This window comes from Microbispora sp. KK1-11 (genome assembly GCF_006874435.1).
GTDB lineage: Bacteria > Actinomycetota > Actinomycetes > Streptosporangiales > Streptosporangiaceae > Microbispora > Microbispora catharanthi.
This window is the reverse complement of record NZ_VIRJ01000009.1, coordinates 189,424-213,712: the sequence shown is the minus strand read 5'-3', so window position 1 is coordinate 213,712 and position 24,289 is coordinate 189,424. Positions and strand designations below refer to the sequence as shown.

Here is a 24,289-nt window from a genome sequence, read left to right as displayed (position 1 = left end):
CGTCAGGCGGAGGACGGTTTCGCCGTGTCGGCGACGCGAGCGGATGCGGGCGCGGCGGAAGTCACCGAGGTCAGGTCCTGGCGGCTGGTCTCGCGCAGCGCCAGGACGCAGACCACGGTCAGCAGGCAGCAGGCCGCGATGATCACCGAGATCGTCGTCGTCCCGCCGCCCGACGCGTCGAGCTGGGCGAACAGCAGCGGCGCGAGACCTGCTCCGAGCCCGGCGATCTGGTAGCCGAGCGAGGCTCCCGTGTAGCGGCTCCCGGTGGCGAACAGCTCGGTGTACAACGCCGCGAGCGGGCCGTACATCAGCGGGTGGACGAGCGACTGACCGAGCACGAGCGCGAGGGCGAGCACGGCAGTGCTGCCGGAGTCCACCATCGGGAAGAGCGCGAAGCCGTACGCCGCCATGAGCACCGCGCCCGCGAGCACCACCGGCCGGCGCCCGACCCGGTCGGACAGCGCCGACCAGCCGACGATGCCCAGGACGGCCAGCGCGGACGAGAGCGTGAGCGCGTTCAGCACCGCCTGCCTGGCGAAGCCGGCGCGCACGCCGTACGCGATGAGATAGGTGGTGAGGGTGCCCTGGGCCACGAAGGCGGACAGTCCGACGCCGACCCCGAGCAGGAGGGCCTTCGGGTGGTCGCGGAACACGTCCAGCAGCGGCAGCCTCGACGCGCGCTTCCTGGCGGCCTCGAACACCGGGGTCTCCTCGACCCGCAGCCGAACGAACAGGCCGACCGCCAGCAGCACGATGCTGATCAGGAACGGCACCCGCCAGCCCCAGCTCAGGAACGCCCGCTCGTCCATGACCGCGGCCGTGCCGCTGAGCACCGCCGTGGACAGCACCATGCCGAAGGGGGCTCCGGCGTTGGTGAAGCTCGCCCACAGGCCGCGCCTGCCGGTCGCGTGCTCGGCGGACATCAGCACCGCGCCGCCCCATTCGCCGCCGACGGCGACGCCCTGCAGGACCCGGAGCGCGACGAGTGCGATGGGCGCGAGGCTGCCGATCTGCGCGTAGGTGGGGAGCAGGCCGATGAGGAAGCTGGCGACGCCCATCAGGGTCATGGTCAGCACGAGCATGCGCTTGCGTCCCAGCCGGTCGCCGTAGTGACCGAAGATCACTCCGCCGAGCGGCCTCGCCAGGTAGCCCGTGGCGAACGTGCCGAAACTGGCGACCGTCGCGGTGAGCGAGTCGAGGGAGGAGAAGAAGACCTTGTTGAAGACCACGGCCGACGCCGTGGCGTACAGCAGGAAGTCGTAGTACTCGATGACGCTGCCCAGGAAGCTGGAGGTCACCGCGCGGCGGAGCTGAATCGAACTGGGGGGTGCGACTGACAGGTTCGGCATGACCGAGCTCCTCGTCCGGGAGCGAGCTGAGACTCTCGCCTTCTCGTCCGGAGGTTAGGCAGATTTCTAACGGAGGTCAATACTTTGCCCAATATGGACGCGGGCAGCCCCGGCCCGGACGCACGCGCGCCCGGCCCTCGGCCTCCATCTCGACCTACCCCGCCCGGCCGCCGCGTCCACAGGCCGCGGACGCGTGCTGCGCCACGAGTGCCCGAGAGACGCAGGTCACACTCGCCCACCGTCATATCCGTGCCGGGTCGTCGGTCTAGGGGGTGAAACAGCAGACAACCGCAGAAAGAAAAGACATCATGAGCAAGGTCTGGTTCGTCACCGGTTCGTCCCGCGGTCTGGGCCGCAACTTCGTCGAGGCCGCGCTGTCCCGCGGCGACAAGGTGGCCGCGACCGCGCGGAACACCGCGAGCCTTGACGAGCTGGTCGCCGCCTATGGCGACGCGGTGCTCGCGCTCGAACTGGACGTGACCGACAAGGCGGCCGTCTTCGAGAGCGTGAAGCGGGCCAAGGAGCACTTCGGCCGTCTCGACGTCATCGTGAACAACGCCGGCTACGCCCAGATCGGCGCGATCGAGGAGCTGACCGAGCAGCACCTGCGCGACCAGTTCGAGACCAACCTGTTCGGCGCGGTGTGGGTGATCCAGGCCGCGCTGCCCTACCTGCGCGAGCAGGGATCGGGACACGTCATCCAGATGTCCTCGGCCGCCGGGCTCATCGCGATGCCGCTCGGCGGCGCGTACCAGGCCTCCAGGTGGGCCCTGGAAGCCCTGGGCGAGACCCTCGCCCACGAGGTCGCGGACTTCGGCGTCAAGGTGACCGTGATCGAGCCCGGCGGCTTTGCCACCCGGTCAGGCGAGAACCCCGATCCCCTCGACAACGGCCACGTGGCCGAGCACAACCCGGCCTACGACGGTCTCCGCCGGCGCCTCGCCGCGTTCGCGGGAAAGCAGCCCGCCGGCGACCCGGCCGCCGCGGCCCGGGCACTTCTCAAGATCGTCGACTCCGACAACCCGCCGCTGCGGGTGCTCTTCGGCCTGGGCTTCTACCCGATGCTCCAGCAGGTCTACGCCGACCGGCTCAAGACCTGGGCCGACTGGCAGGATCTTTCGAGGGAGGCTCAGGGCAAGCTCGATCAAGAAGATCGGTGACGGGGCCGGCCTCGATGGAGAAGGACCGGGACATGAGCGCCCAGCCCGGCAATCCCGAGATCCCGCTCACCCTTGGATGAACGCCGGTGGCGACGTGGACCAGGACGGCTGCCGCCCGCCCGTCGAGGCGGCCGGGCGGCGGCCGTACCGGATCGCGCCGGCGGCGTGGCCTCAGACGGCCGCCTTGCGCTCGCGCAGCAGTTCGCGGGCCTGCAGGAACGGCGCCCGCAGGAAGGCCAGATGGTCCTCCTGCCCGTGCCGATGGCAGACCTGGCCGGGCCACATACGGCGGCTGCGCTCGTCGATGTAGGCGAGGGAGCCGTCGACGAGGTTCAGCATGTGGTCGACCGTGGCCGCGTCGAAGCGGGCGTACTCCTCGCCCGTCCGCAGGTAGACCGGAGACGTGTGCGCCATGATCGGCCTGGCCCACACGTCGTGGTGGCGGGCGACGTCGGCGCCCGGCCCGTAGCAGCGCGCGGCGATCCAGCTGTCCTCGGTCACGGGCACGTCCGCGGTCAGTTCGAGCGTGCGGCCGGGAGTGCCGGTCCGGCGCTCGGCGACGACGTGGCCGTTGACCACGATCTCGAGCCGGTCGACATCGAAGATCGACTGAACGCGGGCCTCGACGCGTACGGCGCCGCTCGCGGGCACGCGGGCGTCCTCGCCCGGCCGGTGACCGTCCACGCGGAACCACAGGAGCGGCCCGCTGGTGACGAAGGTCGCGCCCTCCCGGACGGCCCTGCACCAGGCCCAGTAGTCGAACTCCTCGTCCGCGGGCACGTGCGCGTACGTGCGGATGAGGCCGATCGGCACCTCGCTGCTCATCTTGTCGGTGCCGCCCACCAGGGTGATCCGGTAGCCGGCGTTGAGGTAGCGGTAGTACTCCTGGATGTTGTAGGGGTCGTAGGCGATCATCTCGACGGCGTCGAGCCTGCCGGTGGCGAGCAGGGCCGCGGCCTCGCCGTTGGGCACGGGGAAGTGCGCCAGCACGACGGTGCCGCCCTGTTCGTGGCATTCGTCGGCCCAGTGGGACAGCGTGGTCTCCAGGCCGCCGCCGAGTTCCGACTCCTCGGCGCCGCCGGTGCACCACGGCATGATCGGGCGGCGCAGGCCGAGCAGGTTGATGTGGCCGAGCATGCCGCTGCGGTTCTCCTGGCCGGCGAACACGTGCGTGTGGCCGTCGTGGGAGGTGTGCGGGTGCCCGGTGAACTCCTCGGTGTTGGTGAACAGGTGCCCCCACTGGCTGAGCAGCAGGTTGGTGACCCGGACGTCCTCGCCGCGGGCCTCCAGCTCCGCGCCGAGGGTCGAGACGAAGTGCACGTGGGTGTCGCCGCTGTACCAGCCGTCGGCGGCCAGGTCGGTCACCCTGGTCAGCGTCAGTTCGAGCTCGGTCCGGCCCGGCCGGATCGTGACCGTGGTGTGCAGCGGCTCGTACTCGAACCCGCGCGCCGCCTCGACCGTGACCTCGCCCAGCGGCAGCCAGCCCTCGCAGGCGCCGTCGATGTAGGAGTAGGTCGTGGTGCCGAGGCGGACGTCGCCGCCGATGTCGAGGTTCCAGGTGTTGCCGTCGGAGTTGATGTGCCCGTGATGCCCGTGCGGCGGATAGGGCACCCCGTCGGCGGACCGGAAGTGGATCCGGCACGGGACCGGCTCACCGGTCGCCGCGTCCCTGACCGTGGTGCGCACCCAGGCCCGCCCGGCGTCGGGGACGCGCCAGGTGACCCCGCCGTCGCTGTGCCGTCCGGCGGTGAGCAGTTCCTCCCATCCGCAGGTGCTGATCACCGTTTCCCCGCGGGTGAGCGTCAGCCGCGCCGACGGGGTGGCGGCGACGCGTACGTAGCCCTGGTGGTGCTCCCCCACCGGGGTCCCCCAGGCCGGGGTGTCCCCCGCGGCCGCGTCGCCGGAGCCGACCGTGCGGTAGACGTAGGTCGCCGATCCCCTGTCGACGGTCACCGCCAGGTCCTCGGCGATCGGCCCCACCGGCGGGTCGAGGTCGAGCAGGACGTCGCGCCACACCGTACGCCCGAAGGGGTCCTCGTCGAGCTCGCTGGTGGTCAGCGCGCCGACGAGGATGGCCGGGCCCGCCGAGGCGATCTCCAGGGCGCGGACCGTCTTACCCGGGTGGGGGTTGCGGCAGGGCCACAGGTAGAACCGGTAGGGCAGGACGTACGGCGACCGGGCCTGCGGGTCGTCGATGTCGACGAACCGCGCCCCGGCGGCGTCGAAACGCCCGTGGGTGCGAGGCATGAGCCGGTGCTGGGCGTCGGGGACGGCCAGGAACGGGGTCTGCCCCCAGTCGAGCGGGATGGCTCGGTCGCTCCACAGCCGAGGCGTGGGCCCGATCTCCAGGCGCTGGCGCACCGGCAGCCGCTCGGTGGTCCCGTCGTCGTAGACGAGCGTGTAGTGCCCGCAGAGCTGACCGGCCATCTGCCCGTCGAACAGGTCCGGGGACTCCAGGGCGTGGGCGACCACCATCCACGTGAACGCGCGGTCCACCGGCACGGTGACGGTCGCCGGGTCGGGCCCGCCCACGCGCAGCAGCGCCGCGCCCGCGTCGCCTTCGTCGCCGAACAGGAACGGCAGGCCGTAGAGCGTACGCGGCCCGAGCGGATAGGAGTCGCCGTCGTCGAGGACCGAACGCGGCGCGTTCAGCACGCCGGCCAGGTCGAGCGGCAGGTAGCCGCGGCAGCCGCCGGGCGATGACGTGTCGTGATCAGGCATTTCCGATGGCGGGCTCTCTCCGCCCCGCGGGCGGTTCGTCGACGGACGTCTGGGCCAGTCCGGCGTAGAGCCGGGGTGCGCGGGCCCGCAGATACAGGGCCCTGGTCACGCCGGCGACGACGGCGGCCACGGCGAGACCGACGATCAGGATGTTGGTGGTGGTGCCGGCGCCGGTCAGCAGCGGCAGGTTGCTCAGGACGAGGAAGAGCACCACGGCCAGGGCGGCGAAGCTGAGCCCGGGAGCGATCGTGGTCCGGAAGATCCCGGCCTCGGGCGCCTGCCGTCGCAGGAAGCGGATGATCGCCAGGGAGCAGAACGCCCACAGGCAGATGATCCCGAGGAACCCGAGCGCGCTGCCCCACAGCAGCAGCCCCAGGTAGGGGTCGATCCCGAAGACCGCGAACACGACGACGGCCACGGCCGCCAGCACGGTCTGCACGAGACCGGCCGTCAAAGGGGCCTTGGTCCGCGGGTGGGTGCGGCCGAGCGCGCGGGGCAGCAGGCCCTCGCGGCCCATCGCGTAGAAGTAGCGGTTGGCCGCGTTGTGCAGCGCGAGCAGCGCGGCGAACGCGCTGGTCAGCAGCAGGATGTGCATGACCTCGGTGATCGGGGCGGGCACGTACTTGTCGAAGACGGCGACGACGAGGTTGACCGGGTCGGCCTCGGCCGCGGGCCCGATCTTGTCGACGCCGTAGGCCATCACGATGACCCAGGTGACGAAGGCGTAGAAGACGGCGATGAACCCGACGGCGATGTAGGTCGCCCGGCGGACCGTACGGATGCCGCCCCGCGCCTCCTCGCTGAAGATCGCGGTGGCCTCGAAGCCCATGAACGCCCCGGCGACCAGGGCGAACATCGCCCCGTTGCCCGGGTCGAAGACCCTGCTGGGCGCGAACGACTCGGCGGACCAGTCACCGGCGCCGCCCTTCGCGAGGACGTAGGCCGCCAGCACGACGAGCACGACCGTCTCCAGCACCAGCAGGGTCCCGAGGATCCGGGCGCTGGTGTGGATGCCCCGATAACCGAGCCACCCCACGAAGATCAGGCCGACGATCGCGAACACCCACCACGGGACGTCACGGTGGAAGTAGTTCTCGAACGTCTCGTTGGCGTACACACCGAGCGCGCCGTACGTGCTGATCTGCAGGGCGTTGTAGGCGACGACGGCGAGCATCGCCGCCCCCGAGCCCGCCGGCTTGCCCAGGCCGCGCGAGATGGTGGCGTAGAACGCTCCCGCGTTGCGGACGTAGCGGCTCATGGTCATGAAACCGACGGCGAACAGCGCCATGACCACCCCGGCGACCAGGTAGCCGCCGGGGACGGCGGCGCCGCCCTTCAGGAAGTGCAGGGGGGCGACCGCGACGATGAGCGTCAGCGGGGCCAGCGCGGCCAGGACCGTGAAGACGAGGTCCTTGGTGCCCATGGCGTTGCCGGCCAGGGAGTCGGGCGCGTTCGCGGAGCTCCCGGGGGGATGAGCTGGCATGGTGTGTGTGCTCCTTACTGCGGGTCGGCTCGGGGCTGGAGGCAGGTGGGGCCCGGAGGCGGGAAAGGGGAGCTCAGCGACTGACCGCGACGAAGACCTTCTCACTCGGCTCCAGGGTGATCCAGTCGCCGCGGAAGCCCTGCGGGATGTGGAACGACTCCCCCGGGCCGAACTCCTTGCGCCGCCCGGACTCGTCCTGTACGGCGACGCGGCCCTTGAGGATGAAGCAGATCTCGTCATAGGGCCAGGAGTCGAACCGCACGGCGCCGGGCTCTCCGGTCCAGAAACCGCCGGTGAACGAGCTCGCGCCGCCGCCGAAGACCCGGAACTCCGCCTCCGTCCACTCGGCGGACAGCAGATGGTAGTCGCTCAGCGGGGGCACGAAGCGCTCGCCGTTCTCGGCCGTGATCGCACGGACGGCGTCGATGCCCGCCGGTGTCCGCCGCTCGTTCACGACGCCGCCCCCTGGTGTCCGAAGCGGCCGCTCATGCCGAAGCGGCGCAGGACGTTGTGGGTGATGCGCTCGACGAAGGGGTCACCGAGGCTGAGCACGTGGGACCACTCCGTGGTGCCGCCGTTGAAGACCTCGCCGTCGCCGCGGGTGAACGCCGCGATCATCCCGGCGCCCCGCATCTCGCCCTCGTGCACGTAGTCGGGCAGGTCGTCGCCGAGGTCCGCGTTGTAGTTGTAGACCTCCTCCTCCGGCCCGCCGATCGGCACCCGGCCGCCGAAGCGGTCCTCCTCCCCGCGTACGGCCGGTGCGAGAGCCAGGATCTCCAGCGTCTCCGGAGCGCCGTCCTCGAACGTCGGGTACGGCAGGCCGCGCCGGAAGGTGTACTCGACCGAGTCGAGCTCGAAGGCCGCCAGGAAGTACGGGGGCCCGCCGAGCAGGTCGCCGTAGTAGAGGTCGGTCCCCTCGAACGCCCAGTGGTGCGGCCGGTAGACCGTGAAGCCTCCCGACGAGCGGGGAGTGGCGACGCCGTAGCGGTTGTAGATCCCGCCGAGGCCGTTGAGCCCGATGGTGGTGGCGCCCGGCCGTCCGACCGACTTCGCCTCCCACACCGTGGTGGCCAGGTGCGGCGTCGTGGCCGCCTCGGGGTCGAGCGAGGGCAGCCGGTAGCAGTACTGGGTGGCCCCGTCGTCGCTGAGCCGCACCTGCCACTGGTAGTTGCCGCCGAACCTGGCCAGGTTGCCGCCGGCGTCCACGAACGCGTCGACCGTGTCGCGCATCCGCCACGACCAGTACTCGTCGTGCCCCACGACGATCGCGCAGGAGTACCCGTCCAGCGCGTGGGGGTCGAAGTGCAGGTCGTGCTGGGTCAGATAGTCGATCTCGTAGCCGTTGCGCTCGGCCCACACCACGAAGTGCCGCTCGTAGGTCGCCCAGAACGCGTCGGCGTGGTGGCGGCTGTACCCGAACAGGCGTGCCCACTCGTACGAGGGGTAGCGGGGAGCGCCGTTGATCGGCAGCGTGCCGGGATTGGCCTCCCGGGGCGCGCCCGCCGGCTTGCGGATCATGCCTCGGGCGATCGGGCGCTGCGTCGAGGCCAGCGGCGATCCGTTGTCGGAACGCGGGTCGTCGCCCAGGCCGCGGTAGTGGTTCGCGCCGCCCCAGTCGTTGTAGGCCAGCATCGTGCCCGTGGTCAGCACGAGCGCGGCGGGGGAACGCCGGCCGGCCGGCGCCTTGACCACGAAGAAGTGCTCGCGCTCCCACAGCTCGCCCGACGGCGTGACCGCGCGCACGGTGACGATGTAGAAGCCGCTCCGCCAGTCGTCCGGGATCTCCAGCTCCAGCCCCACCGGCCAGCCGCAGCCGGCGGCGTGGGCGTCGGCCGGCGCCTCGAACCGGCCCGCCGACAGCCCCTCGCGCGACCAGATGACGCGCGGCTCCAGCCCGTCGCGGACCACCTCCAGGTCGAAGGACGGGACGCTCGCGCTGAGATGGAGGCGGACGGTCTCCCCCGGGAAGTACGAGAACCGGTCGGTGTAGCACCACGCCTCGGCCGCGTCCGGCGTGCTGAAGGCGCGCTCGGAGGGCCAGCCCTTCGGAGACCATGCGAAGGCGGCGGGGAGCCCCTTCGTCGCGTTCGTGTCGCTCACTTCTCCTCCTTGAGTGCGAGCAGGCTGATCAGGTCGTAGGCCACATGGGAGGCCGCGACGGAGGTGATCTCGGCGTGGTCGTAGGCGGGCGCGACCTCCACGACGTCGGCGCCGACCAGATCGGCGCCGACGAGGCCGCGCAGGATCTCCAGAAGTTCCCGGCTCGTCAGCCCCCCGGCCTCGGGAGTGCCGGTGCCGGGCGCGTGCGCCGGGTCGAGCACGTCGATGTCGATCGAGAGGTAGAGCGGGCGGCCCCCGATCCGCTGCCGCAGCGCGTCGGCGACCTCGTCCACGCCCCGGCGCATCACGTCGGCGCTGGTCACGATGCCGAAACCCAGCCGGCGGTCGTCGTCGAGGTCCTTCTTGCCGTACAGCGGGCCGCGCGTGCCGACGTGGCACACCGCCTCGGTGTCGAGGATGCCCTCCTCGACCGCCCGTCGAAACGGGGTGCCGTGCGTGTACTCGGCCCCGAAGTAGGTGTCCCAGGTGTCGAGGTGCGCGTCGAAGTGCAGCAGCGCGACCGGGCCGTGCCGCCGGGCGGCCGCCCGCAGCAGCGGAAGCGCGATCGTGTGGTCGCCGCCGATCGTGACCAGCCGGGTGCCGCCCTCCATCAGCCCGGAGGCGGCCTCCTCGACGGTCTCGACCGCCTCGCGGATGTCGAACGGGTTGCACGCGATGTCGCCCGCGTCCGCCACCTGTATCTCCGCGAACGGCGAGACGTCCAGGCCCGGGTGGTACGGCCGGAGCAGGCGGCTGGCCTCGCGGACGGCCGAGGGGCCGAACCGGGCGCCGGGGCGGTAGGAGACCCCGCTGTCGAACGGCACGCCCACCACCGCCACATCGGCGCGGCCGACCTCGTCCAGCCGCGGCAGCCGCGCGAAGGTGGCCGGTCCGGCGAATCGCGGAACCCGTGAGGAGTCGACGGGCCCCCGGGGCACGCTCATACCTGATCCTTTCTCTCCGCCGCGAAGCCCCAGGTCAGGGGCCTATGGATCGGCAAGTCTGCACGCAACCGGACTTAACCGGCAATTGGCGCAAGAACGGAGAGTCGGGGGCAGGTTTGTGGATGAGAACAAACGCGGACGACCCGGCGGCCGAAGCGGTCGCCGGGTCGTCCCACGGAAACGGCCCTCAGCCGCCGGGTGTCAGGCGTCAGGCGCGGAGTGTCAGGCGTAGTGCCGGTAGATCACCCGCGCCACGCAGGCGGGCTTGGCGGAGCCGTCGGTCTCGACGGTGAAGTCGAGCAGCATCTGGACGCCGTCGCCGGGGACGTCCTCGACGGAGACGACGGCGGCGGCGAGGCGGATCCTGCTGCCGACCTTGACCGGGCTGGGGAAGCGGACCTTCTCCAGGCCGTAGTTGACGCTCATCTTCACGCCCTGGATGTCCAGCAGTTCGTTGAACAGCGGGATGACCAGGGACAGGGTGAGGTAGCCGTGGGCGATCGGGCCTCCGAACGGCCCGTCCGCGGCCCGGACGGGATCGACGTGGATCCACTGGTGATCGTCGGTGGCGTCGGCGAAGGTGTTCACCCGCTCCTGGCCGATCTCCAGCCAGCCGCTGTGGCCGAGATCCTTGCCGGCCAGCGCCCTGATCTCGTCGAGCCCGCTCACCGTGATGGTCATGTGCCTGCCGTCCCTTCCATGGAGCCGGCGTGCCCGCCGGTGGAGACCGCGGCGTGCGTGCGCACGTCGATCGCGACCGGGTCCTCGATGTTCACCGGGTCTCCGGATTCTCGGGTGCGGGGATGCCGTACGTCTCCGGGGCGGCGCCGACGCCCGTACGCCAGGAGGCCGCGATGGCGTCGGCCGTCCAGCCGCCGTCGGCGTACGCCACGATCTTCTCCACCGGGTGCGACCACAGCGCGAGCCGGTCTCCCCCGATGCCGATGGCCTGGCCCGTCACCTCGGCGGAGGCGTCCGAGGCGAGGAAGACGACGAGCGGGGCGACGTCCTCGACGGTGCCCATCCCCTCGTCCCTGCGCAGCCACCGGGGGAACGGCTTCCCTGTCCGCTCCGCCTCCTCGATCACCGGGGCGAAGGCGGGGATCGTCTTGGTCATCTCGGTGGCCGCCACCGGGACGATCGCGTTCACCGTGATGTTCGCCCTGGCCAGCTCCATCGCCCAGGTCCTGGCCATGGCGACCACGCCCGCCTTGGCGGCGGCGTAGTTCGTCTGTCCGAAGTTCCCGCGTTGGCCCGCGGGCGAGGAGACGAGGATCAGCCGGCCCCCACTCCCCTGCTCGCGCATGCGCACCGCCGCCGCCCGGGCGCAGGTGAACGTGCCGCGCAGGTGCACGCCCATCACCGCGTCGAAGTCGTCGTCCGACATCTTCCACAGCACCCGGTCGCGCAGGATGCCCGCGTTCGTGACCATCACGTCGAGCCGGCCGAACTCCTTGACGGCCGTGTCGACCAGCCGCTCGGCGACCTCGGCGGAGCCCACCGGGGCGACGACGGCCGCGGCCCTGCCTCCCTTCGCGGTGATCCCGCCGGCGACCCCCGTGGCCGCGTCGCCGTCCACGTCGTTCACGACGACCGCCGCCCCTGCCGCCGCCAGCGCCTCGGCGTACGCGCGCCCGAGGCCGCGGCCCGCGCCGGTGACGACGGCCACCCTGCCGGAAAGATCCATAGTGTCGCCCTTCGCTCGGCAGCCCGACATCGTGAATGTATGGCAGCTATCTGACGGCCGTCAAAGATTTGCATGACGTTTGGGACGGTCTACCCTGCTGCTGTGACCCTCGGCGGCGAAGACGACCAGACGGCGCCATCCCTGCGCCCGCAGTCCCTGCTGTTCAGCTTCCTCGGTATCTACGTGCTGCATCGCGGCATCGCCGTCTACTCCGGGAGCGTCATCGACGTCTTCGCCCGCCTCGGCGTCTCCGAGGAGGCCGTACGGTCGACGCTCGCGCGGATGGTGAAGCGGAACCTGCTGGAACGGCATCGGCAGGGCCGGAAGGTGTATTTCGGGCTCACCCCGCATGCCGTGGAGGTGCTGGAGGACGGGCGCAAACGGGTGTGGGAGACCGGCGCGGTGAACCGCGACTGGGACGGCAGCTGGACACTCGTCGGCTTCTCGATTCCGGACAGCCGCCGCAGCACCCGGCACGACCTGCGGTCGCGGCTCATCTGGCACGGCTTCGGCCTGCTGCAGAGCGGGCTGTGGATCGCGCCGGGCGCCAAGGACGTCACCGACGTCCTCGCCTCCCTCGATCTGGGCGACCACGTGACCGTGCTGGCCGCGAGGGCGTTCAAGCCGACCGAGGCGGCCGACCTCGTCGGGAAGGCGTTCGACATCGAGCAGATCGCCGCGCGCTACCGGGCGTTCCTCGCCCAGTGGGACGTCCCCCGGCCGCTCCCCGGCGCGCCCGACGACCTCGCGCGGCAGCTGCTGCTGCACACCGACTGGCTGCAGCTCGTCCGCCAGGATCCGCACCTTCCCGCCGAGCACCTGCCCCGGGACTGGCCGGCGATCCAGGCCGAGCAGACCTTCCAGACGCTCGCCCAGCGGTACGAGCCGCCCGCCGCCGAGCTGGCCGCCACCGTCCTGGACACGCTGGTCGTCTGACGCCCGGCCGCGCCGCCCCCTGATGGATCGTCGCGGCGCGGCCGGGGCCGGTCAGCCGGTGGTGCAGGCCGCGCCGTTGAGGGCGAAGCCGGCCGGTGCGGTGTTGCTGCCGCTGTAGGAGGCCTGGAAGCCGAAGCTCGTGCTGCCTCCGGCGGGGATGGCCGGGTTGTAGGAGACGTTGCGCGCGGTGACCTGGGCGCCGGACTGGGTCACGCCGGCGTTCCACGCGTTGGTGACCTGCTGGTTGCCCGGCCACGTCCAGGTGACGGTCCAGCCGTTGACGGGAGCGGTGCCGGTGTTCGTGATCGTGACGTCCGCCGTGAAGCCGTTGTTCCAGGAATTGGCCCTGTAGGTGATCCGGCAGGAGGCGCCCTGCTGCGGATTCGACGGGCTCGCGGACGGCGACGGGCTCGCGGACGGGCTGACGGACGGACTGGCGGACGGGCTCGCGGACGGACTGACGGTGGGGCTGGGGCTCGGGCTCGGTCCGCTACCGGTGAGGCCGAAGAACTGGATGGCGACGGCCGCCATGCCGCTCATCGGGAGACTGTGGCCCGCGCCCTGGATGCTGTACGCCTCGACCCGCACGGTCCCCGAGGCGTCGGCGTAGCGGCGGCGGGTCCACCCGGACTGCGGCGTGTCCGTGGTGGTCGGCGTCTGGCTCAGGCCGTGCACGTTCGTCCACTGCTTGACCTCCTCCTCCAGCTCGGCGTAGTTGACCACCGTGTCGCTGGTGCCGTGCCACAGCTGCATCCGCGGCCACGGTCCCCGGTAGCCGGGGTTCGCGTTGCGGACCGCGTCGCCCCACTGCTGTGCGGTCTTGCCCACGCACGGGGAGGAGTTGCCCGCCGGGTTGTAGGCCGCCTCGTTGGGGAAGCACGTGAACGGCACGCCCATGAACGCCGCCCCCGCCTTGAACACCTCGGGATACAGGGCGAGCATGGCGTTGGTCATCATGGCGCCGGAGGAGGCGCCGGTCGCGAACACCCGGTTCGGGTCGCCGTGGTACTGCTGCTCGACGTAGGTCACCATCGACATGAGCGACACCGGGTCGGTCTGGCCGCCGCGCACCTTGGACGCGTCCGACCAGTTGTCGAAGCAGTTCATCTTCTTCGAGGCCGACGGGTAGATCACGATGAAGCCGTACCGGTCGGCCAGCGACGCGAACTCGGTGGACGAGTAGAAGCCCGGCCCCGTGCCGCCGCACGTGTGCATGGCCAGCACGATCGGCGGGTTCTGCTGGGCGCTGTTCGGGACGTACACGTACATGCGCAGGTTGCCGGGGTTGGCGCCGAAGTTGGTCACCTCGGTCAGCGTGGCGGCGGCGGCGGGGTGCGCGGACACCAGCACCGACACCAGCGCCACGGCGGCGCACAGCACCGCGGCGACGGCACCGGCGAGCACCGCGAGTAATCGCTTCATCCGCTCCTCCTTTTTCGATCAGCGGCCGTTCCCTCTTTTCCGTGCGCCTTTCCGCACACGTTCCGGAATCGCCGTCCGCTCGGAAGTCGTGACGTCAGCCGGTATAGAGACGGCGTCGGCCTGCGGTCAAGACACGGTCGCGAGGGCCCCGGCGATCGAATAGGTGTTTCCGCTGCATATCAAGGTACTTGCTATCAAGTGACTTGATAGGGATCTGCGAAACTTACATCTTGAAGATCGCGCGGTATCGTCGTCCGGTGACCGCCCGCCGCCCCCGTCCCGCCGCCCAGCCGGCCGCCTCCGCGGCACGCCTGAGCTACCTGGTGTTCCGCCTGGAGCGCCGCATCCGCGCCCGCCTGGACGACACGCTCGCCCGGCACGGCGTCACCACGACCGAGTACATGGCGCTCAGCGAACTGCGCACGCGTGACGGCGTGTCGTCGGCGGAGCTGGCCCGCATCGCCTTCGTCACGCCGCAGGCGATGAACCTCGTCATCCGCGACCTGGAACGGCGCCGCCTGATCCGCCGCGACCCGCACCCGGACGGCGGCCGCACACTGTGCGCCCGCCTCACTCCCGAGGGGGTGACCGTGCTGCGGCGATGCGACAGCTCGCTCGACGACATCGAGGCGGTCATGCTCGCGAAGGTCGACGACACGACGCGGGAGACCCTCAGAGAGGGCCTCACCGTGTGCGCCCGGGCCCTACGTCCCGACGCGTACTGACGAAGTCGTCAGAGCAGCCTGGTCATGAACACACTGTGCGGATCGGGCCGGTAGTCGGCGAAGGGTTCGCAGTAGCCGAACCCGAACTTCTCGTACAGCCTTCTGGCGGGCAGGAAGAAGTCGGCTGAGCCGGTCTCCAGGCTCAGCCGGGTGAAGCCCATCCGCCTGGCCTCGGCGATGATGTGCTCCAGCAGCAGGGACGCGATCCCGCTGCGCTTGCGCGCCGCAGCGGTGCGCATCGACTTCAGCTCGGCGTGCGCCGGGTCGAGCCTCTTGAGCGCGCCGCAGCCCACGACGGTGTCGCCGTCCAGCACCGACCAGAACGTGACCTCGGGCGTGCGCAGGCCGTCGAGGTCGAGGGCGTGCTTGCTCTCCAGCGGCGTGATGGCCCGCATCTCCCGCACGTGTTCCCGCAGGAACTCGGCGATCTGCGGGCCGGACAGGTCGTCCTCGACGATTCTCATCGCGCTTGTTCATCCATCGGTGCTCGGTGAATCGGTGCGTGGGGAACCCCAGCAGGACGCCACTCTAGCCGCCGTCGCGTCAGGCGAATCCGAAGCCCGGGGGCAGCGGCTCCCGCCGGAACAGGCGGGCGGGTACGGCGTCGGCCAGGGCCTGGTATCCCGCCGGGTTCAGGTGCAGGTGGTCGCCCACGTCGTACGCGGCGAGCAGCCGGCGGGGGTCGGCCGGGTCGCGGGCGGCACGGTCGAAGTCGATCACGGCGTCGAACCGGCGGCCGGCGCGGATCCACTGGTTGACCGCCTGCCGGGCCGCCTCCCGGTAGCCCTGCGCGTCGTCGTAGGAGGCGTTGCCGCCGAACGGCGTCAGCGTCGCCCCGTACACGCGGATGCCGCGGGCGTGCGCCCGCGTGACGATCTGGTCGTAGGCGAAGACCAGGTCGTCGGTCACCTGCTTCTGCGCGGCCGGGGTCGCCTCGGCGGTGCCGATGTCGTTGACCCCCTCGAACAGGACCAGCCACGCCACGCCGCTGTGCGCGAGCACGTCGCGGTCCAGCCGGGCCAGCACGTTGGGGCCCAGGCCGTCGTTGAGCACCCGGTTGCCGCCGGCCGCCTGGTTGACCACCGCAACGCCGTCCATGCCGTGCCGGGACCGCAGGCGGTCGAGCAACCGGTCGGGCCAGCGGTCGTTGCCGTTGGTGGTCGAGCCCCGGCCGTCGGACAGCGAGTCGCCCACCACCGCCACCGCGGCGGCCGAGGGATCGGCCCACACCTCCACCCCGCTGAGGAAGTACCAGTGGTCCACCGCGGTCGCGCCGGGCAGGTCCTCGGCGTCGGCGTGGTCGCCGGGCAGCAGGTAGGAGGTGGTCCGCGAGCCCGGATGCGAGGTGATGCTCGCCGAGCGCTGCCCTTCGGCCAGATAGACGGTCACCGTCAGGTTCGACCCGGGCTCCGGCTCGACGTCCAGCGGATCGGAGACCACCTGCGCCCCTGCGGGGATCGTCGTCGACGGGCGGCCGTGGAAGGTCACCGGCCGCACCGTCCCCGGCCGGACCGCGCTCACCCCCGCCCGCCCCCCGGCCGGCAGCGCCACGGTCACCTTCGTGACGGGCAGCGCCGCGCCGCCGAAGGCGTTCGACACCCTCAGCCGCATCCGCCGCCCGCCCACCGAGACCCGGACCGTCTGCCGCAGCGTCGCATCGGCGAGAACGAGGCCGTCCCGGGCGAACGGTGAAGGCGGCATGTTGTCCGGCTCCGTCAGCTGCGGCATCGCCGTCCAGGTGGCGACCCAGTGCCCGTCTTCCTTCGGCACGGCGTGGCGTTCCGGTGCCGTCACGGGATGCGCCGGCCGCGGACGTCGGGCACGCCCGACTTGCGGAAGAAGTAGGCGTTGACCTGGTCACGCCACTCCTCCGCGCAGCGGACCTGCTCGTCGAGGAGCTCTTTCACCCGGGCGTGCAGGGACGGGTCGAACAGTCCGGCGGCCTCCTCCCATCGCCGTCTGGCCTCGATCGCCTCCTCGGCGCCCGCGAAATGGGTGTCGTAGATGTGCTGGACGACGGTCGACCCGCTGTGCAGCACGTGCCCGTACGGGACGTGGTGGAAGAACAGCAGCAGTTCGTCGGGGCACCGGTCGAGCGACTCGTACACCTCCGACCACGGCGGCGGATACTGGCCGGTGAAGCCGGTCCCGGTCGCGCGGGTGCGGTCCACGCCGACGCCGTCCCGGTCGGCGAAGTGATAGGTGCCCCACGGCGTGTACTCGTACCCGTCCACGTCGGGCCCGTAGTGGTGGCCGGGACGGACCATGAATCCGACGCCCAGCGGCGCGGTGTACCGCTCGTAGGTGCGCCAGGAGCCGTCCATGATCGCGTGCAGGGTGCGCCTCAGCCGCTCGGTCTCCCCCGTCGCCGTCGGCGTGAAGGTGAGGTCGATCCACTCGTCGAGGATCGCCGCCGGGTCCGTCCACGGCGCCCAGGCGAGCCGGCCGAAGGCGTACAGGTTGGCCTGGGCGAGCGGGTGGCCGGTCCAGTAGGGGTCGTCGCCCACGTTGGAGACCCCGACGAGCCCACCGCCGTCACCCGAGGCTCCCCCGGCGACGTCGGCCACGGCGGTTCCGTCCGGTCCCCAGGGGCGGAAGCCGAGCACCTCGCGCCACATCGGGGGGAGGTAGCAGATGTGCCGCTGCTGGCCGGTGTACTCCTGCGTCACCTGCAGCTCCACGGCCAGGCGGGTGGCGGGCATGGCCGCGATCACCGGCGACACCGGCTCTCGCGCCTGGAAGTCCACCGGGCCGTGCTTGACCTGCAGGATCACGTTGTCGCGGAACCGCCCGTCCAGCGGGGCGAAGTGGTCGTACGCGGCGCGGGCCCGGTCAGTCGTCCGGTCGCGCCAGTCCTGCCGGTGGTTGTACACGAAGGCGCGCCAGTGGACGACCCCGCCGAACGGCTCCAGCGCCTCGGCCAGCAGGTTCGCGCCGTCGGCGTGGTCGCGCCCGTACGCGAACGGGCCGGGCTCCCCCTCGGAGTCGGCCTTCACGACGTAGCCGCCGAAGTCGGGGATCGCGTCGTACACCCGCTCGGTGACGGTCGCCCACCACTTCCGCACGCCCTCGTCCAGCGGGTCGGCGCTCGCCAGCCCTCCGAGGACGACGGGCGAGGCGAAGTTCACCGACAGGTGGACCCTGATCCCGTACGGCCGCAACACGTCCGCGAGCGCGGCGACGTCGCCGAGCCGGTCCGTCAGCAGGTGGGCCTCGGTGGCGCGCACGTTCACGTTGTTCACGGAGATCGCGTTCACGCCGCACGCGGCCAGCAGCCGTCCGTAGGCCCGCACCCGGGCGAGGTCGCCGCGCGGCGCGCCGTCGCGCCAGAAGATCGACCCGCCCGCGTAGCCGCGTTCGACCTGGCCCATCACCGGATGGACGTCGACGTTGTCCCAGTGGTCGAGCATGCGCCGCCGCATCGCGGGCCGATGATGCTCGGCCTGCCGCTCGCCGGCGAACGCCCGCTCACCGAGCCGCATGACATGGAACAGTCCGTAGAGCAGCCCGGCGGGATCGTCGGCGAGCACCACCGTGACGCCGTCGCGCCGCGCGAGCAGGTAGCCCTCGGCGCCGATCGCGGAGTCGGGACGGACCTCGCCCGCGACGCCCGGCAGCGGTCCCGCCGTGGTGAGCGCGAGCACGAGGTCGTACGGCCCGTCTTCTGCGCCGCGGCCCACGCGTCCGCCGTGCCGGGCACAGGCCTCCGCCACCTCGTCGTGCGCGGTCCCGGCGAGGAGCCCGTCACCGAGCACGAGCGTGCGGCGCGAGCCGATCGCGCGGAACGCCTCCGGCGGCAGCCACGCCGGGTGGACAGGGTCAGGAATCGTCACGAGGCCCCTCCGGGGAATCGCCCTGCACGGTGAACCTCTTCGTGACCTCGGCGATCAGCGGCCGGCTGTTCAGCAGCAGCGCCGCCGCGAACACCGAGGCGAGCAGCGTCAGCGCGGCCTCGGAGGCGACCAGCGTCACGCCGGCCGCGACGACGAGCAGGCAGGCGTCGGCCAGCGCGACCCGGGGCGAGGAGAAGAGGAAGTAGGCGGCCAGGCGGGCGACGTCCCTCGCCCGGAACGCGAACAGCGATGTGATCACGAGGGCGTTCGCGCCCCAGAGGGCCGCCGCCAGCGCGATGAGGACCAGCAGGATCGCCCACCACCCCGGGACGCCCGCCGCGCCGAAGTTCGCGAGCGTCGATCCGACGACGGTCAGCCACGCCAGCCACGGGATCCAGAGCTTCACCACCCCGCGCACGTTCATCCGGTAGCCGCGCCAGAACGCCGTCGCCGGGTGGAGATCCGTCAGGTCGAGCCTGCGGTGGTGCAACGCGTACAGGGCGGCCGACAGCGCCGGGCCGGCCGGGAGCGCGCAGGCCGCCGCCAGCGGGACGTTGGCGGCGTCGTGGTCGAGCAGGACGAGCCCGATCAAACCGGGCACGGTGGTGACCAGGACCATCAGCTCGACCACGAGCAGGGTGTAGACCAGCGCGGAGGCGCGCGAGAGCGGTCCCTGGCCGAACCGCCGGATCGTCGTCTCGGTCATGGCGCAGCCTCCTCATCCAGGCCGAGCAGACGGCGGTCGTCCCACCTGTCCGCCCAGGGCGGGGTCTCGTCGACCACGGGCGTGATCTCCAGCAGGGTGACCTCGTGGCGGTCGAGGGTGACGTCCAGGACGACCCTTCCGCCCTCGACCGGCAGGCCGCGATGGCCGCGGACCGGCTCCGCCGCCTCGCGCAGCGCCTCGAGCTGCCGGGGCCGGGGCGAGGCCGGGCGGCCCATCTCGCACCACGCCCTCCAGGCGTTGCCCTTCTCCTCGCTCACCGACGAGCGCAGCAGGAAGGCCCGGCCGGACGGGGACGTGACCGGGACCGACAGCCGCACGGTGTGCCCGTCGACCGGCGGGCCGCCGGTGACGTCCACCGGCGCCCAGACCAGCGCGGTGACCCGGCCGGTGTGGTCCCGGGTGACCAGATGGTCCGGCCCGCGCGCCAGGATCTCCTCGCCCATCCGGGCCATGAAGGCGTACAGGTGATAGGTCGGCTTCTTGATCTGACGGTGGGTCAGCAGCCCGAAGCCGCCGTGGAACAGCGACGTGGGCACCCCCACCTCCTCGAACACGTCGCTGAAGGTCCAGTAGGAGAAGGAGTCCACCAGGTCTCCCCCGGCGGCGAGCACCGGCGCGAGGTACGCGGCGTGGAAGGCCGTGTCGTGGATCGGATTGTCGGGGCGGTAGGAGGAGTTGAACTCGGTGATGTGCACGGGCAGATCCGCCAGCGGACCGCCCCTGAGCTGCCGCCGGGGCGTGGCGAACTGCTCCAGCAGCCGCGACGGCGGGGCCAGCGTCTGGTGCACGCCGAACGGCACGTGCCGGGCCGGGCCGGAGGTGTAGGCGTGCCGGCTGACGAAGTCGATCGGCAGGGACCGTCCGGCGACGAAGTCGGCGAAGCGCACCAGCCAGTCGTCGGAGCCGGGAGAGATGGCCGGCCCGCCCACCTGGAGCGAGGCGTCCACGTCCTTGACGGTGTTCGCGGTCACCTCGTACAGGCGGTGGTAGGCGTCCTGGTCCGCGTCGAGCCAGAACTCCTTGAGATTGGGCTCGTTCCACACCTCGATCGGCCAGGTGCGCACCTCGTCGAGCCCGTACCGGTCGACCAGGTGCGTCACCGTGGCCCGCACCAGCGCGGCCCACTCCTGCCAGTCGCGGGGCGGGGTGATGTTGCCCTTCCACCAGAACACTGTGTGCTCGCCGGACGCGAGCCCGGAGGGCATGAAGCCCAGCTCGACGAACGGCTTGATCCCGAGGTCGAGGTAGGCGTCGATCACCTGGTCCACGTAGGTGAACGCGTGCCGCACGTGCCGGGTCCCCCGGTGCTCGTACGGCCGGTGGACGCCCACCCCGTCGCTCAGCAGCCCGTGCCCCCGGATGTGCCGGAAGCCGATCTCCCGCTGGACCAGTGCCAGCGACTCCTGGTAGTCCCGGCGCAGGGCCAGGTCGAAGCGGCCGGTGCCGACGCAGAACCGCCAGGCGTCCGTCAGCCGGCTCGGGGTCTCATGAACATCGGGGGCAGGGCCGGGCATCATCGTCCTTCGCTCGCCGTTCGGAACAGCACGCGCCGGCCGTGGGTCGGGCACGGCCGGCACGGGCCGGTCAGCCGTGCTCCTTCTTGTAGCGCTCGTACGCGCCGTTGACGAGGTTGACGTAGGACGTCATGTTCTTCGCCTCGAGTTCCTTGACGTAGGCGTCCCACTCGTCGAAGCTCCGCTTGCCGAGGATGAACTCGAGCGTGTTCTGGGTGGCGTGGTCCTTCAGCGGGGTCTGCCACAGCGCGGCCTGCTCGCGCTCCTCGTCGCTGAGCGGGCTCGGCGGGTGCGGCGGCAGCGCCTGCCTGGCGTTCATCGTCTTCTGCCACTCGATCTCCTCCTCGGAGAAGGTCGACTGGAGCAGTTCGGTGCTGCCGCCGTAGGCGAACACGCCGTTGGAGAAGCCGAAGTCCTTCTGCAGGTGCTTGGGCGCGCCGGCGTTGAGGCCGACGAAGTCCACGTCCTTCGCCAGCTGATACTTGCCGGAGGCGTCCTTGGTGTAGGTGGTCCCCTCGACGCCCCACTTGGCGAACACCTGGCCCTCGTCGGAGTACCAGAGCCAGTCGATGAACTGCATCATCGCGACGAAGTTCTTGCTGTCGCGGGCCTTCTTGGAGATCATGATGCCGTTCTCCAGCCGGCTGTCGTTGGCGTCGGCCTTGACCGGCCCCTGGGGCCCGATGGGCACCGGGATCTTGATGAGCTTCGCCTTCGGGTTGGCCTTCTCCAGCGGCGGGCGATACTCGTTCACCAGCGTCTGGGCGTTGCCGCTGATCACGAAGGACTTGCCGGACGCCAGCTTCTGGATCGCCTGGTCGTCCTGCTGCGTGAAGCTCTCCGGGTCGAGCAGCTTCTCCTCGACCAGCGTGTGGAGGAACTGCAGCATCTGCTTGTACTGGTCCATGGCGCCGGTGAAGGCGAACTTCTGCGCGTTGCGATCCCACGTGATGCCGGTCGTGAAGCCCCAGCCGCCGCGTGCGCCGCTGCCCAGGCCGAAGACCTGGTTCAGCATGGCGCCGCCCGGCGTGGGGATGCCCCATCGGTCCGAGTAGGGATAGGAGTCGGGATACTCCTCCTTCATCGCCTTGAGCATGTTGTGCACGTCGTCCCAGGTCTGCGGGATCTCCAGCCCGAGCTTGTCGAGGATGTCGCTGCGCACCACGAGCGTGTAGTCCGTCCAGTAGTCCTCGTGGAGGCCGGGAAGCAGGTAGAAACGGCCGTCCGCCTGCCGGAGCGTGTCAAGGTCGGGCTGGAGGTTCCACTTGGCGATCTTCTCCTTGAAGTTCGGCATCAGGTCGAGATAGTCGCTGACCGGCAGGACGCTGCCCGAGGCGACGAAGGGGGTCTCCTGGCCGGGATAGGTCTTCGGAATGATCATGGGGGCGTCGCCCGCGCCGATCATCAGGCTGCGCTTGTTCTCGTAGTCGCTCAGCGGCACCACGTTCGGCTGCAGCGTCACGTTGGTCCGCTTGGTCAGCTCCGACCAGAACAGCCAGTCGTTCTTGATCGGATAGAACGGGTGGTTGTTGTAGAGGATGCTGAACGTGAGCGGAGCAGCGGCCTTGAACGGCTTGCCGGTGCCGTAGTCGGCCATCGCGCCGTCCCGGTTCGCCGCGAAGTCGTCACCGCTCTTCTTGGCGCCGGAGTCGCCGTCGGTGCTGCACGCGGCGAGCGCCAGGAAGGCTCCAACGGCGACCATCGCCTGACGCCGGTTGATCTCATGCATGAAAGGGGGGTCCTTTCCCTGGTGAAATGAGCTGGGGAAACGGGCTGAGCGAATGCGTGATGAGAGGCCCGGCGTGTTATCCCTTCACCGCGCCGAGCATGACGCCCTTGACGAAGTACCGCTGGACGAAGGGGTAGACCACCAGGATCGGGATGACCGTGAGCACCATCGTCACGGACTTGATGTTGGTGGCCACGGTCATGTCGGTGGCGTCGGCGCCGACGGACGTGCCCGTGGTGGCGCCGGCGATGAGGTTGCGCAGGTAGACGGTCACCGGGAACAGGTCGTTCTGGCTCATGTAGAGGAAGGCCGCGAACCACGAGTTCCAGAACGACACGGCGTAGAACAGCACCATCGTCGCGAGGACCGCCTTCGACAGCGGCAGCACGATCCGGAACAGGATGCCGTAGGTGCTCATGCCGTCGATCGCCGCGGCCTCCTCCAGCTCGACCGGCAGGCCTTCGAAGAACGCCTTCATCACCAGGAGGTTGAAAACGCTGATCGCGTTCGGCAGCACGATGGCCCAGATGCTGTCCTTCAGCCCGAGGCTGGAGATGAGGATGTAGTTGGGGATGAGCCCGCCGGTGAAGAACATCGTGAAGACCGCGATCCCGATGAGGAACGTCCGGCCCTTCAGGTGCTTCTTCGACAGCACGTACGCGTAGCACGTGGTCATGACCATCGCGATGGCCGTGGCGACGACCGTGTAGACCACCGTGTTGCGATAGTTGGTCCAGAACGTCGGGTCGGAGGCCACGAACTCGTACGTGCGGAAGGTGAAGCCGACGGGAACGAGGTTGACCTTGCCGGCGCGGATGGCGAACTCGTCGCTGAGCGACCGGGCGACGATGTTGACGAAGGGGTACAGGGTCACGACCACGACGGCGGTCAGGATGATCGTGTTGACGACCCGGAACACCCGGTAGCCCCGGGTCCTGTCGACGGTCACCACAGGCTCGTCCCCACCGTGCGCCGGGAGATCAGGTTCGCCGACATGACCAGGGCCAGCCCGATCACCGCCTCGAACAGGCCGATCGCCGCGGCGTAGCTGAAGCTGTTGGAGACGATGCCCATCCGGTAGAGGTACGTGGAGATGACATCGGCGGTGGGATACGTCAGCGGGTTGTAGAGCAGCAGGATCTTCTCGAAGCCCACGGCCATGAACGTGCCGATGTTGAGGATCAGCAGGGTCATCGCGGTCGGCCGGATGCCGGGGAGGGTCACGTGCCAGATCTGGCGCCAGCGGCTCGCGCCGTCGATCCTGGCCGCCTCGTACAACTGCTCGTCGATGGTCGTGAGCGCGGCGAGGTAGATGATCGTCCCCCAGCCGACCGTCTGCCACATCTCGGAGGAGACGTAGATCGTCCGGAACCACCCCGCCTCCTGCAGGAACGCGACGGGCTCGTTGCCGGCCGCGCGCAGGAGCTGGTTGACCGGTCCGTCCACCGACAGCATCTCCATGACCAGCCCGGCCACGATCACCATCGACAGGAAGTGCGGCAGGTAGGACACCGACTGGACGAACCGCTTGATCTTCCGGCCGCGCAGCTCGTTTATCAGCAGGGCGAGCACGATCGGCGTCGGGAAGCAGAACAGCAGGGTCAGCGCGCCGATGACCACGGTGTTGGTGAACACCTGCCAGAACGACGGGTCGTTCAGGAACATCTTCACGTAGCGCAGGCCGACCCATTCCTCGCCGAGCACGCTGCCGCCGGGCTGGAACTTCCGGAAGGCGATGACGTTCCCGATCATCGGCAGATACCGGAAGATCACGAAGAACAGCAGCGGAAGGATCGCCAGCGAGTAGAGCTGCCAGTCACGGCGCAGCGCCTGGCGCCAGGTGCGGCGCGGCGGGCGCCGCGCACGGGCGGGATCGGGCCTCGCCCGCCGGGGACCCCCGGTGTCCGGCGACGCGTCGATCGCCCTGGTGGTACTCATCCCGTGCCTCCGGTGCCATCG

20 protein-coding genes are annotated in these 24,289 nt (G+C 70.6%); 3 read left to right on the top strand and 17 right to left on the bottom strand.

The features are described 5' to 3' along the window. Positions 1–2: 2 nt before the first annotated feature. On the bottom strand, positions 3–1,349 hold the full coding sequence (locus FLW16_RS15985) for an MFS transporter (RefSeq protein ID WP_142560813.1): 1,347 nt from the start codon (positions 1,347–1,349) through the stop codon (positions 3–5). A 308-nt stretch (positions 1,350–1,657) separates the two neighbouring features. Here FLW16_RS15985 and FLW16_RS15980 point away from each other — a divergent pair, with 308 nt between their 5' ends. After that, positions 1,658–2,509, top strand: a complete 852-nt coding sequence (locus FLW16_RS15980) for an SDR family NAD(P)-dependent oxidoreductase (RefSeq protein ID WP_142560812.1) — start codon at positions 1,658–1,660, stop codon at positions 2,507–2,509. A gap of 171 nt (positions 2,510–2,680) precedes the next feature. On the opposite strand, the gene FLW16_RS15975 is transcribed toward FLW16_RS15980, so the two are convergent. The 7 genes from FLW16_RS15975 to FLW16_RS15945 all read right to left on the bottom strand — a co-directional run bounded on the left by FLW16_RS15975 (position 2,681) and on the right by FLW16_RS15945 (position 11,444). Then, a complete protein-coding gene (locus FLW16_RS15975; protein ID WP_142560811.1) occupies positions 2,681–5,230 on the bottom strand; it encodes a CehA/McbA family metallohydrolase in 2,550 nt (849 codons plus the stop codon). Next, a complete protein-coding gene (locus FLW16_RS15970) occupies positions 5,223–6,713 on the bottom strand; it encodes an APC family permease (RefSeq protein WP_142560810.1) in 1,491 nt (496 codons plus the stop codon). Before FLW16_RS15970 ends, FLW16_RS15975 begins: the two co-directional genes overlap by 8 nt. 73 nt (positions 6,714–6,786) lie before the next feature. Further along, positions 6,787–7,167, bottom strand: a complete 381-nt coding sequence (locus FLW16_RS15965) for a cupin domain-containing protein (protein WP_142560809.1) — start codon at positions 7,165–7,167, stop codon at positions 6,787–6,789. Further along, the gene (locus FLW16_RS15960) at positions 7,164–8,813 is read right to left on the bottom strand and encodes a N,N-dimethylformamidase beta subunit family domain-containing protein (protein ID WP_142560808.1); all 1,650 of its coding nucleotides are present in this window, start codon (positions 8,811–8,813) and stop codon (positions 7,164–7,166) included. Before FLW16_RS15960 ends, FLW16_RS15965 begins: the two co-directional genes overlap by 4 nt. Next, the gene (speB, locus tag FLW16_RS15955) at positions 8,810–9,757 is read right to left on the bottom strand and encodes an agmatinase (RefSeq protein ID WP_142560807.1); all 948 of its coding nucleotides are present in this window, start codon (positions 9,755–9,757) and stop codon (positions 8,810–8,812) included. Before speB ends, FLW16_RS15960 begins: the two co-directional genes overlap by 4 nt. Before the next feature lie 222 nt (positions 9,758–9,979). Next, positions 9,980–10,438 (bottom strand): MaoC family dehydratase, encoded by a 459-nt coding sequence (locus tag FLW16_RS15950; RefSeq protein WP_142560806.1) that lies wholly within the window; start codon positions 10,436–10,438, stop codon positions 9,980–9,982. Between the two features lie 91 nt (positions 10,439–10,529). Continuing rightward, positions 10,530–11,444 carry an SDR family NAD(P)-dependent oxidoreductase gene (locus tag FLW16_RS15945; protein WP_142560805.1) on the bottom strand — a complete coding sequence of 305 codons (915 nt, stop codon included), beginning with the start codon at positions 11,442–11,444 and terminating at the stop codon, positions 10,530–10,532. A 102-nt stretch (positions 11,445–11,546) separates the two neighbouring features. Between FLW16_RS15945 and FLW16_RS15940 the strand changes: the two genes are divergently transcribed. Next, positions 11,547–12,380 carry a PaaX family transcriptional regulator C-terminal domain-containing protein gene (locus tag FLW16_RS15940; RefSeq protein WP_260615305.1) on the top strand — a complete coding sequence of 278 codons (834 nt, stop codon included), beginning with the start codon at positions 11,547–11,549 and terminating at the stop codon, positions 12,378–12,380. A 51-nt stretch (positions 12,381–12,431) separates the two neighbouring features. Here the strand turns inward: FLW16_RS15940 and FLW16_RS15935 are convergent, their stop codons facing one another. Continuing rightward, a complete protein-coding gene (locus FLW16_RS15935; protein ID WP_142560803.1) occupies positions 12,432–13,802 on the bottom strand; it encodes a PHB depolymerase family esterase in 1,371 nt (456 codons plus the stop codon). 257 nt (positions 13,803–14,059) lie between these two features. Between FLW16_RS15935 and FLW16_RS15930 the strand changes: the two genes are divergently transcribed. Beyond that, positions 14,060–14,527, top strand: coding sequence for a MarR family winged helix-turn-helix transcriptional regulator (locus FLW16_RS15930; protein WP_260615304.1), 468 nt, complete (start codon positions 14,060–14,062; stop codon positions 14,525–14,527). An 8-nt stretch (positions 14,528–14,535) separates the two neighbouring features. On the opposite strand, the gene FLW16_RS15925 is transcribed toward FLW16_RS15930, so the two are convergent. The 8 genes from FLW16_RS15925 to FLW16_RS15890 all read right to left on the bottom strand — a co-directional run bounded on the left by FLW16_RS15925 (position 14,536) and on the right by FLW16_RS15890 (position 24,268). Continuing rightward, a complete protein-coding gene (locus FLW16_RS15925; RefSeq protein ID WP_142560802.1) occupies positions 14,536–14,991 on the bottom strand; it encodes a GNAT family N-acetyltransferase in 456 nt (151 codons plus the stop codon). Positions 14,992–15,070: 79 nt separating this feature from the next. Next, positions 15,071–16,297, bottom strand: a complete 1,227-nt coding sequence (locus tag FLW16_RS15920; RefSeq protein WP_260615303.1) for an SGNH/GDSL hydrolase family protein — start codon at positions 16,295–16,297, stop codon at positions 15,071–15,073. A 20-nt stretch (positions 16,298–16,317) separates the two neighbouring features. Then, on the bottom strand, positions 16,318–18,360 hold the full coding sequence (locus FLW16_RS15915) for an alpha-glucuronidase (RefSeq protein ID WP_260615302.1): 2,043 nt from the start codon (positions 18,358–18,360) through the stop codon (positions 16,318–16,320). Further along, positions 18,347–19,066 carry a hypothetical protein gene (locus FLW16_RS15910; RefSeq protein WP_142560800.1) on the bottom strand — a complete coding sequence of 240 codons (720 nt, stop codon included), beginning with the start codon at positions 19,064–19,066 and terminating at the stop codon, positions 18,347–18,349. The genes FLW16_RS15915 and FLW16_RS15910 overlap by 14 nt, the downstream gene beginning before the upstream one ends. Beyond that, positions 19,063–20,601 (bottom strand): GH39 family glycosyl hydrolase, encoded by a 1,539-nt coding sequence (locus FLW16_RS15905; protein ID WP_142560799.1) that lies wholly within the window; start codon positions 20,599–20,601, stop codon positions 19,063–19,065. Before FLW16_RS15905 ends, FLW16_RS15910 begins: the two co-directional genes overlap by 4 nt. Positions 20,602–20,671: 70 nt before the next feature. Beyond that, complete coding sequence (locus tag FLW16_RS15900; protein ID WP_142560798.1) at positions 20,672–22,330, bottom strand: extracellular solute-binding protein; 1,659 nt, start codon at positions 22,328–22,330, stop codon at positions 20,672–20,674. Between the two features lie 76 nt (positions 22,331–22,406). Further along, positions 22,407–23,279: a carbohydrate ABC transporter permease gene (locus tag FLW16_RS15895; RefSeq protein ID WP_221891104.1), complete on the bottom strand. Its 873-nt coding sequence runs from the start codon at positions 23,277–23,279 to the stop codon at positions 22,407–22,409. Further along, positions 23,276–24,268, bottom strand: coding sequence for a sugar ABC transporter permease (locus FLW16_RS15890; RefSeq protein WP_142560796.1), 993 nt, complete (start codon positions 24,266–24,268; stop codon positions 23,276–23,278). The genes FLW16_RS15895 and FLW16_RS15890 overlap by 4 nt, the downstream gene beginning before the upstream one ends. Positions 24,269–24,289 lie beyond the last annotated feature (21 nt).